Source organism: Bradyrhizobium sp. KZN70725 (assembly GCF_055264925.1).
This window is the reverse complement of the sequence record NZ_JBUYWT010000010.1, coordinates 1-15,182: the sequence shown is the minus strand read 5'-3', so window position 1 is coordinate 15,182 and position 15,182 is coordinate 1. Positions and strand designations below refer to the sequence as shown.

Annotated in this window: 10 protein-coding genes; 4 read left to right on the top strand and 6 right to left on the bottom strand. The window is 63.2% G+C overall.

Annotated elements, in window-relative coordinates:
• Positions 1 to 3: 3 nt before the first annotated feature.
• The 5 genes from ACZBJS_RS11865 to ACZBJS_RS11845 all read right to left on the bottom strand — a co-directional run bounded on the left by ACZBJS_RS11865 (position 4) and on the right by ACZBJS_RS11845 (position 6,866).
• Entirely contained in the window at positions 4 to 1,188 is a 1,185-nt protein-coding gene (locus tag ACZBJS_RS11865; protein ID WP_057016108.1) for an ABC transporter permease, read from the bottom strand.
• A complete protein-coding gene (locus tag ACZBJS_RS11860) occupies positions 1,188 to 2,297 on the bottom strand; it encodes a microcin C ABC transporter permease YejB (RefSeq protein ID WP_057016107.1) in 1,110 nt (369 codons plus the stop codon). The genes ACZBJS_RS11865 and ACZBJS_RS11860 overlap by 1 nt, the downstream gene beginning before the upstream one ends.
• A 3-nt stretch (positions 2,298 to 2,300) precedes the next feature.
• On the bottom strand, positions 2,301 to 4,169 hold the full coding sequence (locus ACZBJS_RS11855; RefSeq protein ID WP_316395972.1) for an extracellular solute-binding protein: 1,869 nt from the start codon (positions 4,167 to 4,169) through the stop codon (positions 2,301 to 2,303).
• 17 nt (positions 4,170 to 4,186) lie between these two features.
• Positions 4,187 to 6,088: an extracellular solute-binding protein gene (locus ACZBJS_RS11850; RefSeq protein WP_316395964.1), complete on the bottom strand. Its 1,902-nt coding sequence runs from the start codon at positions 6,086 to 6,088 to the stop codon at positions 4,187 to 4,189.
• Between the two features lie 229 nt (positions 6,089 to 6,317).
• The gene (locus ACZBJS_RS11845; RefSeq protein WP_028342300.1) at positions 6,318 to 6,866 is read right to left on the bottom strand and encodes a c-type cytochrome; all 549 of its coding nucleotides are present in this window, start codon (positions 6,864 to 6,866) and stop codon (positions 6,318 to 6,320) included.
• A 200-nt stretch (positions 6,867 to 7,066) separates the two neighbouring features.
• On the opposite strand from ACZBJS_RS11845, the gene ACZBJS_RS11840 reads away from it, so the two are divergent.
• Entirely contained in the window at positions 7,067 to 7,807 is a 741-nt protein-coding gene (locus tag ACZBJS_RS11840) for a 3-deoxy-manno-octulosonate cytidylyltransferase (protein ID WP_316395965.1), read from the top strand.
• Positions 7,808 to 7,828: 21 nt separating this feature from the next.
• Positions 7,829 to 8,689: a prephenate dehydratase gene (locus ACZBJS_RS11835; RefSeq protein WP_316395967.1), complete on the top strand. Its 861-nt coding sequence runs from the start codon at positions 7,829 to 7,831 to the stop codon at positions 8,687 to 8,689.
• Positions 8,690 to 8,775: 86 nt separating this feature from the next.
• Here the strand turns inward: ACZBJS_RS11835 and ACZBJS_RS11830 are convergent, their stop codons facing one another.
• Positions 8,776 to 9,795, bottom strand: coding sequence for an LLM class flavin-dependent oxidoreductase (locus tag ACZBJS_RS11830; RefSeq protein ID WP_316395968.1), 1,020 nt, complete (start codon positions 9,793 to 9,795; stop codon positions 8,776 to 8,778).
• A 391-nt stretch (positions 9,796 to 10,186) separates the two neighbouring features.
• Between ACZBJS_RS11830 and metF the strand changes: the two genes are divergently transcribed.
• Both metF and metH read left to right on the top strand, forming a co-directional pair.
• Positions 10,187 to 11,101 carry a methylenetetrahydrofolate reductase [NAD(P)H] gene (metF, locus tag ACZBJS_RS11825; protein WP_057016102.1) on the top strand — a complete coding sequence of 305 codons (915 nt, stop codon included), beginning with the start codon at positions 10,187 to 10,189 and terminating at the stop codon, positions 11,099 to 11,101.
• A gap of 3 nt (positions 11,102 to 11,104) precedes the next feature.
• Positions 11,105 to 14,959 (top strand): methionine synthase, encoded by a 3,855-nt coding sequence (gene metH / locus ACZBJS_RS11820; protein ID WP_316395969.1) that lies wholly within the window; start codon positions 11,105 to 11,107, stop codon positions 14,957 to 14,959.
• The last annotated feature ends 223 nt before the right edge of the window (positions 14,960 to 15,182 follow it).

The window sequence follows — 15,182 nt, the reverse complement described above, 5'->3', positions numbered from 1 at the left end:
GCCTCAGCCCTTCGAGAACGTCTTGCGTGGATCGAAGGCGTCGCGCGCGGCTTCGCCGATGAAGATCAGCAGCGACAGCATGATCGCGACCGAGAAGAAGCCGGTGAGGCCGAGCCACGGCGCCTGCACGTTGGCCTTGCCCTGCGACAGCAACTCGCCGAGCGAGGGCGAGCCGGGCGGCAGGCCGAAGCCGAGGAAATCCAGCGCCGTCAGCGTCATCACCGAGGACGAGACGATGAAGGGCAGGAAGGTCATGGTCGCGACCATCGCGTTCGGCAGCAGATGGCGGAACATGATCACGCCGTTGGAGACGCCAAGCGCGCGCGCCGCCTGGATGTATTCGAAATTGCGGCCGCGCAGGAACTCGGCGCGCACCAGCCCGACCAGCGAGACCCAGGAGAATAGCAGGAGGATGCCGAGCAGGATGAAGAAGCCCGGCGGCAGCACCGCCGAGATGATCAGCAGCAGATAGAGCGAGGGGATCGCGGTCCAGATCTCGATCAGCCGCTGGAAGATGAGATCGGTCCAGCCGCCGAAATAGCCCTGCACGCCGCCCGCGGCGATGCCGATGATCGAGGACAGGATGGTCAGCGTCAGGCCGAACAGCACCGAGATGCGGAAGCCGTAGATCAGCCGCGCGACCACGTCGCGGCCCTGATCGTCGGTGCCGAGCCAGTTGTATTCGAGGTCGCGGCAGCCGGTCAGGCCCTTGCGCTTGACCACGTCCTTGCACTGCTCTTCGGTCAAGAGCCAGGTCGGCTTCGACGGCACCGCCGTCGGCGGGTCGAGGTTGCGGCTGTCGTAGGAGTAGCGGATCGGCGGCCAGATCATGCTGCCGCCCTTGGCGGCGATCTGCTTCTGCAGGTAGGGATCCCGATAATCGGCCGCGGTCTCGAAGTCGCCGCCGAATGTGGTCTCGGCATAGGTGAACACCACCGGCCAGTAGAGACGGCCGTCATATTTGACGACCAGCGGCTTGTCGTTGGCGATGAAATTGGCAAACAGCGACGCCACGAACAGCACGAGGAAGATCCAGAACGACCAGTAGCCGCGGCGATTGGCCTTGAAGTTCTGCCAGCGTCGCTTGTTCAGCGGCGACGGCGAAAAGGCGTGGTGCGTGGCGGGCACCGTTTCGCCGAGCGGCGATTGCGTCGTGGTCTCGACCGGCTGGGGCGCGAGCATCGTCATCAGACCTCCCGCGCTTCGAAGTCGATCCTGGGATCGATCCACATATAGGCGAGATCGGAGAGCAGATTGACCACCAGTCCGACCAGCGAGAAGATGAACAACGTCCCGAACACCACCGGATAGTCGCGGTTCAACACGCTCTCGAAGCCGAGCAGGCCGAGCCCGTCGAGCGAGAAGATGGTTTCGATCAAGAGCGAGCCGGAGAAGAACGCGTGAATGAACGCGCCCGGGAAGCCTGCGATCACGATCAGCATGGCGTTGCGGAAGATGTGGCCGTACAGCACCTGGCGCTCGCTGCAACCCTTGGCGCGCGCGGTCATCACATATTGCTTGCGTATCTCGTCGAGAAACGAATTCTTGGTCAGCAGGGTCATGGTGGCGAAGGCGCCGAGCGCCATCGACACCAGCGGCAGCGTCAGGTGCCAGAAATAGTCGATAATCTTCCAGTACCAGGGGAATTGCGACCAGCCGTCCGAGGTCAGGCCGCGCAGCGGGAAGATGTTGAGGAACGAGCCGCCGGCAAACAGCACGATCAGGAGGATCGCGAACAGGAAGCCCGGGATCGCAAAGCCGATGATGATCACCGCCGAGGTCCAGGTATCGAACCGCGAGCCGTCCTGCACCGCCTTGCGGATGCCGAGCGGGATCGAGATAAGATAGGTCAGCAGCGTCATCCAGATGCCGAGCGACATCGAGACCGGCAGCTTCTCCTTGATTAACTGCAGCACGCTGACACTGCGGAAATAGCTGTTGCCGAAATCGAACCGCGCGAAATTCCAGACCATCAACGCGAACCGCTCGGGCGCCGGCTTGTCGAAGCCGAACTGCACCTCGAGCTTCTTGATGAAATCCGGGTCGAGCCCCTGCGCGCCGCGGTATTTCGAATTGATGGCCGCGCCTGCGCCCGCGCCCTGGCCGCGCTGCGCGCCGAAATCGCCGCCGCCTCCCGACACGCGCGATGTGCCGCCGGTGTCGGCGCCGTTGATCTGCGCGATGACGCGCTCGACCGGACCGCCGGGAGCAAACTGCACGACCACGAAGGAGACGAACAGGATGCCAAGCAGCGTCGGCAGCATCAGGAAGATACGTCGGGCGATATAGGCGCTCATCGGCTACTTCGCCTGCTCGAGCTTCGCGGCCTTGGCCGCATCATACCACCAGTTCTCCGGGGCGCCGACGCCCGCATATTTCGCCGGCTTCTCCGGATGCCCGAACTGGTCCCAATAGGCGACACGGTGCTTGTTAGAATACCATTGTGGCACCCAATAGCGGCCGGCACGGAAGACGCGATCGAGCGCGCGGCAGGCAAAGGTTAAGTCCGCCCGCGTCTCGGCAGCGATAGCTTTTTCGATCAATGCGTCGATCGCCGGGTTGGCAACGCCCGCCAGATTGTAGGAGCCCCTGGTGGTCGCAGCCTGGGACGAGAAGTAAGGCCTCAGGCTGTCACCCGGCGTCGCCGACATGGATATACGCTGGGTCGTCACCTCAAAATCGAAAGCCTCAACACGCGCACGATACTGCACTGCGTCGATCTGCCTGATGTTGGCATCGATGCCAAGCGGCTTGAGATTCTTGATGAAGCTGGCGTGATGCGGCTGGAAAGTCGGCTCATCTAGCAGGAACTCGATCGTAAGCGGGTCGCCGTTAGGCAATCGCCGCTTGCCATCCTTGACGACGCATCCTGCATCGTTGAGCAACTGCGTCGCCTTTCGCAGCAGTGCGCGGTCCTGTCCCGATCCATCCGACACCGGCGGCACAAAGGGCTCGCCGAACACCTCATCCGGCACTTGGCCGCGGAATGGTTCGAGCAGTTTCAATTCCTCGGGCGAAGGTAGTCCACTAGCCACCATGTCCGAATTCTGGAAAGGCGAGACGCTGCGCGCGTAAGCGTCGTACATGATGGTCTTGTTGGTCCATTCGAAATCGAAGGCATAGATTAGCGCTTCGCGAACGCGCGGGTCTTTGAACTTGTCGAGACGGGTGTTAATGAACCAACCCTGCCCACCGGACGGTGTTTCGTCCGGCAATGTCTCGCGCTTGACCCGCCCGTCCTTGATAGCCGGGAAATCGTACCGCGTCGCCCAGACACGGGACGTGAATTCCTCGCGAAACAGATAATTTTTGCCTGTGAAGCCTTCGAACGCGACATCGCGATCACGGTAGAACTCGTAGCGCACGGTGTCGAAATTGTAACTGCCGCGATTGACCGGCAAGTCGGCTGCCCACCAATCCTTGAGGCGGTTATACTCGACGTAACGATTGACCTCGAACTTGCCGACCATGTACGGCCCGGAGCCCAGCGGAACTTCGAGCGTGGACTCATCAAACTGCCGCTTCGCGTAATAGGCCTTCGAGAAGATCGGCAGACCCGCAACATAAAGCGGCACGTCGCGCGCGCGATTAGGCGCGAAGGTCACGATCACGGTGCCGTCGTCGGGCGCCTCGGCCTTCACGAAATCGCGCAGTTGCACCACGATCAACGGATGCCCCTTCTCCTTCAGCGTATTGAGCGAGAACGCGACATCCTGCGCAGTCAGCTTCGAGCCGTCGTGAAAGCGAGCCTCGGGCCGCATCGTGAAGCGGTAGGTGAGCTTGTCGGGAGAAATCGAGACCGATCTTGCGGCCAGGCCGTACATCGCGTCAGGTTCATCGCCCGCGCGTGCCATCAACGAATCGAAGGTCATCTCCATGCCCTTCGCGCCTTCACCCTTGAGGATGAACGCGTTGAACGAACTGAACGTAAAGAAGGACTGGTTGTAGGCACGGGTCGAAGGGATCATTGAGAACGCCCCGCCCTTCGGCGCCTTCGGATTGACGTAGTCGAAGATCTTGAAATCCGCCGGATATTTCAGGTCGCCGAACACCGACATGCCGTGCATCTCGGTTCCGTTGTCGGCCACTGCCGGCGCAGCACGCAAGCCTGCAGCACTCAACGCACCGATGCCGAGGCCGAGTGCGTGCCGACGGGAGAATAGCGCCATGCGCGAATCCTTGAGTTTTATGAACGCTTGAGCTTGGCCGCCTTGTCGGCGTCGTACCACCAAATCGCTGGGAACCCCGATTGTCCATATTTGGGCAACTCGGCCGGACGGCCGAAGCGATCCCAGCGGGCTGTGCGGACCTTCGGGTAGTTCCATTGCGGGACGACGTAATGGTTCCACAATAACACGCGATCGAGCGCTTTCGTCGCCGCGACGAGATCTTCGCGATCCGTCGCAAAAATCACCCGCTCGATCAGCTTGTCGATTATCGGGTTCTTGATGCCGGCAAGATTGCGCGATCCGGCCGTATCCGCAGCTTTCGATCCCCAGTATTCACGCTGCTCGTTTCCGGGTGACAAGGATTCCCCCCAGGACCCGATGACGACGTCAAAATCCCAATTGCGAATCCGGTTCTCGTATTGGATTGGATCGATCGTGCGTACCGTGACCGAAAATCCGAGCCGCTCGAGTGCTGGCTTGTAAGCCAGCATGATCCTTTCGAAATTCGGATCCTCGCTCAACAATTCGACGGAGAACGGCTCTCCGCTCTTTGGATCCACGAGCTTCCTGTCTCGTACCTCGTACCCAGCCTCCTTGAGCAGACGAGATGCTTCACGGAGATTTTCGCGCACTGCTTCTGGATTGCCGCCGACCGGATTCGCATAGACCGTCGTGAACACTTCGGCAGGCACTTGATCACGCATGGATTCAAGAATCGCGAGTTCCTTGCCTTGCGGCAGCCCAGTCGCCATCAACTCCTCGGCGCCATCAAAGTAGCTAATGATGCGCTTATATTGGCCGAAGAAGAGCAGCTTGTTGACCTCCTCGAAGTCGAACGCATAGTTCAGGGCGCGGCGAACACGCGGATCCTTGAATTTGGCGCGCCGCTGGTTCGGGACAAAGGCCTGCATGATGCCCGAACTGCGGTTCGGAAACTCTTCCAGCACCACGCGCTTGTCGGTGACAGCCGGAAAATTATAGGCGGTCGCCCATGCCTTCGCGCTGTTCTCCAAACGCCAATCGATCTGATCGCCCTTGAATGCCTCGATCGCAACCGTCGGATCCCTGAAGTATTCGTAGCGAAGTTCGTCGAAGTTATTGCGCCCCACATTGATCGCGAGATCCCGCGCCCAATGGTCCTTGACGCGCTCCAAAGTCACAGTCCGCCCTGCGACAAATTCCTTGATCCGATACGGTCCCGACCCTAGCGGCTGCTCCAGCGTTGTCGCGGAGATATCGCGTTTGCGTCCTTGGCTATCGGTGCCTTCCCACCAATGCTTGGGCAAGATCGTAAGCTGGCCTACGATCTGTGGCAGTTCGCGGTTGCCCGGCATATCGAAGACAAATTTCACTTCGCGATCACTAAGCTTCTCCGCCCTCACGACATGGCTGTAATAGGCGGAAAACATCGGGTGATGCGTCTTGAAGGCGTCGAGCGAGAAGATCACGTCTTCTGGAGTAACCGGTGCTCCGTCATGCCACTTTGCCTGAGGGCGCAGACGGTAAACGACAGAGGAGAAGTCGTCCGGGTAACTTGCGGCCTCCGCCAGCGATCCGTACTCCGTTGAGACTTCGTCGAGCGATGGCGTCGTCAGCGATTCATAAATCAAGGCGACAGCGCCCGCGATGGAGCCTTTCACACCCGAGACAACAATGTTGAAATTATCGAAAGTGCCGATTGCGATTTGCCGAACAAGGCCCCCCTTCGGTGCATCCGGATTGACGTAGTCAAATCGCTTGAAGTCAGCCGGGTATTTGACGTTACCGAAGAGCGACAGGCCGTGCCGCCACTTGAGCCCACTGGGGACGTTATCGGCGAGTACCGGCGTTATCGCTGACACGCCAGAGTTCAATCCGAGTGCCGGAGCCACTGCTGCCAGTGCGCTGCCCTGAAGGAGGTGTCGTCGGGTGATTGCCAAATCCGGAATTCCTGTTGCTGACCCCGCCTAGATGGACCTCAATATACGGCAACGGTTCGACCACTTACGTTGCTTTTTCCTAATGATAGCCGGTCCGGAACCGATCCGCTGCGGCGAAACGTCTCGATAACAACCCCTGCAACCCCAAAAGGGGGACGACCGTTCCCCATGCGAAAACGGCCAGGCATTGCCTGGCCGTTTCATCCGCATGCTTGCGCGAAGCAAATCGCTACTTCGAGGCGGTCGGGAGCGGGGCCGGGTGCTCCGAGTTCGAATTCAGATAGGCGATGATGTCGGCGCGCTCGCTGTCCTTCGGCACGCCGGCAAAGCCCATCGCGGTGCCGGGGATGAAGCCCTTCGGGTTGGTCAGGAACTTGTTGAGGTCGTCGAAGGACCATTCGCCGCCCTTGCCCTTCATCGCGGCCGAGAAATTGAAGCCACGGCCCTCGCCCTTCTTCTCGCCGACGACGCCGAACAGGTTCGGACCGACGCGGTTGGGACCGCCCTTCTCGAAGGTGTGGCAGGCCTGGCACTTCTTGGCGGCCGCGGCGCCCTTCTCGACGGAAGCGGTCTGCAGCAGCTTCTCGATCGGCTCGGATGCGGCCGCAGCGGCCTCGCCGCCGCCGCCATGGGACTCTTCCTTCACAGCGATCTCAAAACCCGGCTTCTCCGGCAGCTTCGGCGCGAATTTCGCGCTGGCGGCAAAGCTCATCACCAGGACGACGATGCAGGTGCCGAGAACCGCACCGAGGATTTTGTTGAGTTCGAAGGAGTCCATTTTGGGTCAGGCTCCGGGCCTTGAATGTCGACTTCAGGCCGGGAATACGGCCGCGGGGAAAGACCTGGGAATCGGCCTTATCGCACCGCCCCAAGCAGGGTTGAGATATCGGTTTGCCCGCGCTCTGGCAACCCGTATAAACGCGCCGAATTCAACCTCCTCCCCGGCAATTTCCGCAGGCCGGACGGGCTCCGACACGAATGACCCAACCCCGTACCTTGGTGCTGATTCCGGCCCGCATGGCCGCCACTCGCCTTCCGGGAAAGCCGCTGCTCGAGATCGCCGGCCTGCCGATGATCGTCCATGTGCTGCGGCGGGCCGAGGCGGCGGGCATCGGCCGGGTTGCGGTTGCGACCGACACGGCCGAGATCGCTGCAGCGGTGAAGGCTGCGGGCGGCGAGGTCGTAATGACCCGTCCCGACCATCCGTCCGGCTCGGACCGGATTTATGAAGCGATGACGACCCTCGACCCCGACGGCCATGCCGAGATCGTGGTCAATCTGCAGGGCGATTTCCCGACCATCAGCCCCGAGACCATCCGCAGCGTGATGCCGGCGCTCGACGATCCCGCAGTCGACATCTCGACCCTGGCCTCGCCCATCCATACCGAGGAGGAGGATCAGGCCCCCAGCGTCGTCAAGGCAGTCGGCTCGCCGATCGGGCCGAACCGGTTGCGCGCGCTGTATTTCACCCGCGCCACCGCGCCTTATGGCGACGGGCCGCGCTACCATCATATCGGCCTCTACGCCTACCGCCGCGCCGCGCTGGAGCGGTTCGTGGCGCTGCCGCCCTCGCCGCTGGAGCAGCAGGAAAAGCTCGAGCAACTCCGCGCGCTGGAGGCCGGGATGCGGATCGACGTCACCATCGTCGATACCGTCCCGCGCGGCGTCGACACCCCGGCCGATCTCGAAACCGCCCGCAGAATACTTTCCAAAGCCTGACCGGCTGGTAAAAGGCCACCCATGACCAAGAAGCTGAAAATCGCGTTCCAGGGCGAGCCTGGCGCCAATTCCCATATCGCGATCGTCGAGGCCTATCCCGATGCCGAGCCGATGCCCTGCCCGACCTTCGAGGACGCGCTGGCCGCGATTTCCTCGGGCGAGGCCGATCTCGGCATGATCCCGATCGAGAATTCGGTCGCCGGCCGCGTCGCCGACATCCATCATCTGTTGCCCGCCTCGGGCCTGTTCATCGTCGGCGAATGGTTCTTGCCGATCCGCCACCAGCTGATGGCGATCAAGGGCACCAAGCTCGCCGACATCAAGAGTGTGGAGAGCCATGTCCACGCGCTCGGCCAGTGCCGCCGCGTCATCCGCAAGCTCGGCATCAAGCCGATCGTCGCCGCCGACACCGCCGGCAGCGCCCGCGACATCTCCGAGCGCGGCGACAAGAGCGTGGCGGCGATCGCCTCCCGCCTCGCCGCCGACATCTACGGTCTCGACATTCTCGCCGAGGACATCGAGGACGAGGCCCACAACACCACCCGCTTCGTGGTGCTGGCGCGCGAGGCCAAGTGGGCCACGCAGGGTTCGGGGCCGCTGGTCACGACTTTCGTGTTCCGGGTGCGCAATTTGCCCGCCGCGCTGTACAAGGCGCTGGGCGGCTTTGCCACCAACGGCGTCAACATGACCAAGCTCGAAAGCTACATGGTCGACGGCAATTTCTTCGCCACGCAATTCTATGCCGATGTCGACGGTCACCCCGATGAGCGCAGCCTCGCGTTCGCGATCGAGGAATTGAAATTCTTCTCGCGCGAATTCCGCATCGTCGGCGTCTATCCCGGCCATCCGTTCCGCGCGACTTTCAGCGAGACGCAGGATTGACGCAGTCATTCCGGGGCACGCAAAGCGTGAACCCGGAATCTCGAAATTCCGGGTTCGATGCTGCGCATCGCCCCGGAATGACGGGGTCAAGCCGCCGCCGTCTTGGCAAGCCCGAACGCCTCGGCGAGCAGGCTGTACGACTTCTTCCGCGCGGCATGGTCGTAGACCGCTGATATCACCATCAGCTCGTCGGCCTGGGTCGCCGCGATCAGCGGCTCCAGCTTCGTCATCACGGTTGCGGGGCTGCCGACGAAGAGGCGGGTGCGGTTGCGCGCGATCGAGGCGCGCTCGGCGTCGGTGTAGGGATAGGCCTCTGCCTCCTCGACGCTCGGCAGCGGCAGATACTGGCCGCGGTCGCGGCGCAGCCGGTTGAGATCCATCGACAGCGCAAGCCGCTCGGCTCCAGCGTCGGTCTCCGCCGCAACAACCGCAACCGCCAGAATCGCCTGCGGCGTCGCACGCCAGCCCGACGGCTTGAAATGCGCGCGGTAGTTCGTCATCGCCGCAATTGCATCGTGAGTGGCAAAATGATGCGCGAATGCAAAGCCCATCCCGACCTGGGCTGCGAGCTCGGCGGAATAGTCGCTCGAGCCGAGCAGCCAGATCGGCGGCAGCGGCGAATCATCCGGCATCGCCACCACATTGTTGTAGGGATGGCCGGGTGGGAAATCGCGCGTCTCCCACAAGGTCAGCTCGTGCAGCCGCTCGAGGAAATCATCGCCTTCGCGGCGATCGAGCCGGCTGCGCAGCGCGTAGGCGGTGGCGCCGTCGGTGCCGGGCGCGCGGCCGAGGCCGAGATCGATGCGGCCGGGAAACAGCGCCTCCAGCATCTTGAAGCGCTCGGCGACGACCAGCGGCGCGTGGTTGGGCAGCATCACACCGCCGGAACCGACACGGATATGCTCCGTCACCGCCGCGATCTGCCCGATCATCAGATCAGGCGCCGGGCTCGCGACTGAAGCGAGGTTGTGGTGCTCGGCGAGCCAGTAGCGGACGTAGCCAAGGCCATCGACATGGCGCGCCAGATCGATGCTGTTGCGGAGCGCAGCGGCCGGCCTGGTGCCGGTGGTGACGACGGACAGGTCGAGGACGGAGAGCGGAATCATGGCCGTCAACCTAGTGTGGCGCCACGAGGCGACAAAGGCCCCGGCCGCGCAGACCAGTCCCGCGGCGGAACGCCGGCGCCGGTAGCCGTCGGCTTTGGGACGATATGCAATGATTCATCATCGTACCACGCTACCCACAATCGATTTCGCTCTCCAATCAATTGCAAATCATTTCCTTTATTTATACTTTTCAATACGTTAATGTCATTTTCGGCGAAGTCGGCGGACTGCCCACCGAACATTCCAGATAGTCAATTTTTGCCGGATCTGCGCCACGAATGGGCAATTTCCCATATCCGATGGGCTGTTTGATCCGACGCGTTTGGCTTATCTTGGGGCCTTCATATCCAGGCCGGATGTCTGCCCTCCAGTTGCGGAGCCTTTGCGTATCATGACCGAGACCATTTCCTCCGTGCCGAACGCACCACGTGCGCCCAAAGCGCCGAAAATCTCCTTCGAGTTCTTCCCGCCGAAGACCGAGGAGATGGAGCGCAATCTCTGGGAGACCATCAATCGCCTGGCGCCGCTGACGCCGAACTTCGTCTCGGTCACCTACGGCGCCGGCGGCTCGACCCGCGAGCGCACCCATTCGACCATCACCCGCATCCTGCGCGAGACCGATCTGCTGCCGGCCGCGCATCTGACCTGCGTCAGCGCCTCGCGCGGCGAGATCGACGACATCGTCGACCGCTATCATGAGGTCGGCGTCCGTCACATCGTCGCGCTGCGCGGCGATCCGCCCGGCGGCATCGGCACGCCCTACTTCACCCATCCGGACGGCTACCAGAGTTCGGCCGAACTCGTCACCGGGATCAAGAGGCGCCACGCCGACATCGAGATCTCGGTGTCCGCCTATCCCGAGAAGCATCCGGAAGCGAAGGATTTCGATGCCGACATCGACACGCTGAAGGCCAAGGTCGACGCCGGCGCGACGCGCGCGATCACCCAGGTGTTCTTCGACAACGACCTCTACCACCGCTATGTCGACCGGGTGCGCGCGCGCGGCATCGAGATTCCGATCGTGCCGGGCATCATGCCGATGCACAATTTCAAGCAGGCGCGCAATTTCGTGACGCGCGCCGGCACCAGCGTGCCGGACTGGCTCGCCGAGAAGTTCGAGGGCCTCGACAACGACGCCGAGACCCGCAAGCTGGTTGCCGCCACCGTCGCCGCCGGCCAGGTGCAGAAGCTGTTCAAGCACGGCGTCGACACCTTCCACTTCTACACCATGAACCGCGCGGACCTCGTGTTCGCGATCAGCCACCTGCTCGGCATCCGGCCGAACGGTGCCCAGAAAGCTGCCTGACACATGTCCGTTCCCGTTTCCCCCAAGCGTAACGCTTTGCTCGCGGCTGCCCGCGAGCGCATCCTGGTGCTCGACGGCGCCATGGGCACGATGATCCAGGGCCTGCAGTTCGACGAAGCCGCGTTCCGCGGCGCGCGCTTTGCGGACTTCCACCGCGACATCAAGGGCAACAACGATCTGCTGATCCTGACCCAGCCCGATGCGATCACGGACATCCACGCCGCATATCTGCGCGCCGGTGCCGACATCGTCGCGACCAACACCTTCTCCTCGACCTCGATCGCGCAGGCCGACTACGACATGTCGGACCTCGCCTATGAGCTGAACCTGCAGGGCGCCCGCCTGGCGCGCACCGCCGCCGAGCGCGTGAGCGCCGAGGACGGCAAACCGCGCTTTGTCGCCGGCGCACTCGGCCCGACCAACCGCACCGCCTCGATCTCGCCCGACGTTTCCAATCCCGGCTATCGCGCGGTGACCTTCGACGATCTGCGCAAGGCCTATGGCGAACAGGCCAAGGGCCTGCTCGACGGCGGCGCCGATCTGCTGCTGGTCGAGACCATCTTCGACACGCTGAACGCCAAGGCGGCGCTGTACGCGATTTCCGAGATCATCGAGGAGCGCGGCATCGACGTGCCCGTGATGATTTCCGGCACCATCACCGACAAGTCCGGCCGCCTGCTCTCCGGCCAGTTGCCGGAGGCGTTCTGGCATTCGGTGCGGCACGCAAGGCCGATCACGATCGGCTTCAACTGCGCGCTCGGCGCCGAGGATCTGCGCGCGCATATCGCCGATATCGGCCGCGTCGCCGACACGCTCGTGTGTGCATACCCGAACGCCGGCCTGCCCAACGAATTCGGCCAGTATGACGAGACGCCGGACTACATGGCGCGGCTGATCGGCGAATTCGCGGCCGCCGGCCTCGTCAACATCGTCGGCGGCTGCTGCGGCACCACGCCCGACCATATCGCGGCGATCGCCAAGGCGGTCGCCCCGCACAAGCCGCGCGTGGTGCCCGAGATCGCGCCGCGGCTCAGGCTCTCCGGCCTCGAGCCGTTCACGCTGACCGACGCGATCCCGTTCGTGAATGTCGGCGAGCGCACTAACGTCACCGGCTCGGCGCGCTTCCGCAAGCTGATCACCGCCGGCGACTACACCGCCGCGCTGCAGGTCGCGCGCGACCAGGTCGAGAACGGCGCCCAGGTCATCGACGTCAACATGGACGAGGGCCTGCTCGATTCCGAAGCGGCGATGGTGACGTTCCTCAACCTCGTCGCCGCCGAGCCCGACATCGCGCGCGTGCCCGTGATGGTCGATTCCTCGAAATTCCACGTCATCGAGGCCGGCCTGAAATGCATCCAGGGCAAGCCGATCGTGAACTCGATCTCGCTCAAGGAAGGCGAGGAGAAGTTCATCCATGAGGCGACCGTCGCCAAGCGCCACGGCGCCGCCGTGGTGGTGATGGCGTTCGACGAGACCGGCCAGGCCGACACGTTCAAGCGCAAGACCGAGATCAGCAAGCGCGCCTACGACATCCTGGTCGGCCGGCTCGACTTCCCGCCCGAGGACATCATCTTCGATCCAAATATTTTTGCGATCGCGACCGGCCTCGAGGAGCACAACAATTACGGCGTCGACTTCATCGAAGCGACGCGCTGGATCCGGGCGAACCTGCCGGGCGCCCACATCTCCGGCGGCGTCTCCAACCTGTCGTTCTCGTTCCGCGGCAACGAACCGGTGCGCGAGGCGATGCACTCGGTGTTCCTGTATCACGCGATCCATGCCGGCATGGACATGGGCATCGTCAATGCCGGGCAGATGATCGTCTACGACGACATCGATCCCGAGCTGCGCCAGACCTGCGAGGACGTCATCCTCAACCGCGATCCCGGCGCCTCCGAGCGGCTCTTGGCGCTGGCCGAGAAATTCCGCGGCAAGGAGAAGCAGACCAAGGAGCAAGATCTCGCCTGGCGCGAATGGCCGGTCGAGAAGCGGCTGTCCCACGCGTTGGTGCACGGCATCACCGAGTTCATCGAGCAGGACACCGAGGCCGCCCGCCAGAACGCGTCCCGTCCGCTCGACGTCATCGAGGGGCCGCTGATGGCCGGCATGAACGTGGTCGGCGACCTGTTCGGCGACGGCAAGATGTTCCTGCCGCAAGTCGTGAAGTCGGCCCGCGTGATGAAGCAGGCGGTCGCCTATCTGATGCCGTTCATGGAGGAGGAGAAGGCCCGCAATCTCGCCAACGGCATCACCGGCGGCCGCAACGCCGCGGGCAAGATCGTGCTCGCGACGGTGAAGGGCGACGTCCACGACATCGGCAAGAACATCGTCGGCATCGTGCTCCAATGCAACAATTTCGAGGTCATCGACCTCGGCGTCATGGTGCCTGCCAACAAGATCATCGAGACCGCGAAGGCCGAAGGCGCCGACATCATCGGCCTGTCCGGCCTGATCACGCCCTCGCTCGACGAAATGAGCTTCCTCGCCGGCGAGTTGCAACGGCAGGGCATGAACCTGCCGCTTTTGATCGGCGGCGCCACCACGAGCCGCGTGCACACCGCCGTGAAGATCGACCCGAACTATCCGGGCGGCCCGGTCGTGCACGTCAATGACGCGAGCCGTGCCGTCGGCGTTGCCTCCTCGCTGCTGTCGGCCGAGAAGAGGCAGGCCTACGCCGCCGAGGTACGCGCCGAATACGCAAGAATCTCGACGGCGCATTTCCGCGCCCAAGCCGACAAGAAGCGGCTGAAGCTTGGCGAGGCCCGCGCCAACAAGGTCGCGATCGATTTTGCGGCGGCGCCGCCGAAAAAGCCGGCCTTCTTCGGGCTGAAGAGCTTCGACGCCTACGATCTTGCCGAGCTCGCCGACTACATCGACTGGACGCCGTTCTTCCAGACCTGGGAGCTGACCGGCCGCTTCCCGGCGATCCTCGACGACCCCAAGGTCGGCGAGGTCGCGCGCTCGCTCTATGCCGACGCGCGCAAGATGCTGAACACCATCATCAAGGAGAAGTGGTTCACCGCCCGCGCCACCGTCGGCTTCTGGCCGGCGAACGCCGTCGGCGACGACATCGAGGTCTATGCCGACGAGACGCGGAAGCAGAAGATCGCGACCTTCCATACGCTGCGCCAGCAGCTCGAGAAGCGCGAGGGCCGCTTCAACGCCGCGCTGTCCGACTTCATCGCGCCGAAAGAAACCGGCATCGCCGACTATATCGGCGGCTTCGTCGTCACCGCGGGGATCGGCGAGGATGCGGTCGCCGACCGCTTCAAGAACGCCAATGACGACTACTCCTCGATCCTGTGCAAGGCGCTGGCCGATCGCCTGGCCGAAGCCTTCGCCGAACGCATGCACCAGCGCGTGCGCAAGGAGTTCTGGGCCTATGCGCCCGATGAGACCTGGTCGGCGGACGAACTGATCCTCGAGAAATATGACGGCATCCGCCCGGCGCCGGGCTATCCGGCGCAGCCCGACCACACCGAGAAGCGGACGCTGTTCGCGCTGCTCGATGCCGAGAACACCGCCGGCGTGAAGCTGACCGAGAGCTTTGCGATGTGGCCGGGCTCGTCGGTCTCGGGCCTCTACTTCTCGCATCCCGAAAGCTTCTACTTCGGCGTCGGCAAGATCGAGCGCGACCAGGTCGAGGACTACGCCACGCGCAAGGCCATGACGGTCGCCGAGATCGAGCGCTGGCTGGCGCCGGTCTTGAACTACATCCCCTCGCAGGACGGCGCCAAGGGATCGGCGATCGCGCCCGCCGCGACGCCCGCCAACGACGCGGAGCTGGCCTCGCATCCGCAGGGCTGCACCTGCGCCGTGCATCTCGCCTGGCGCAAGAAGAAGGTGGGGGCTGGGTAGGCCTCCTCGACACGTGTCATCGCCGGGGTTGACCCGGCGATCCATCTTCAAAAACACTTCCGAAGATTGATGGATGCCCGGGTCAAGCCCGGGCATGACGTATTGGAGTGCCGTAGATGGGGTAACGGGCCGGCCGCCCGCTCGCTACGGCGCAATTTGGAAGCGCGCTCGCGAGCGGCCTGTTGGTTGGAAGGCGGTCGTCCCTCAAACTGATGGTGTTCAA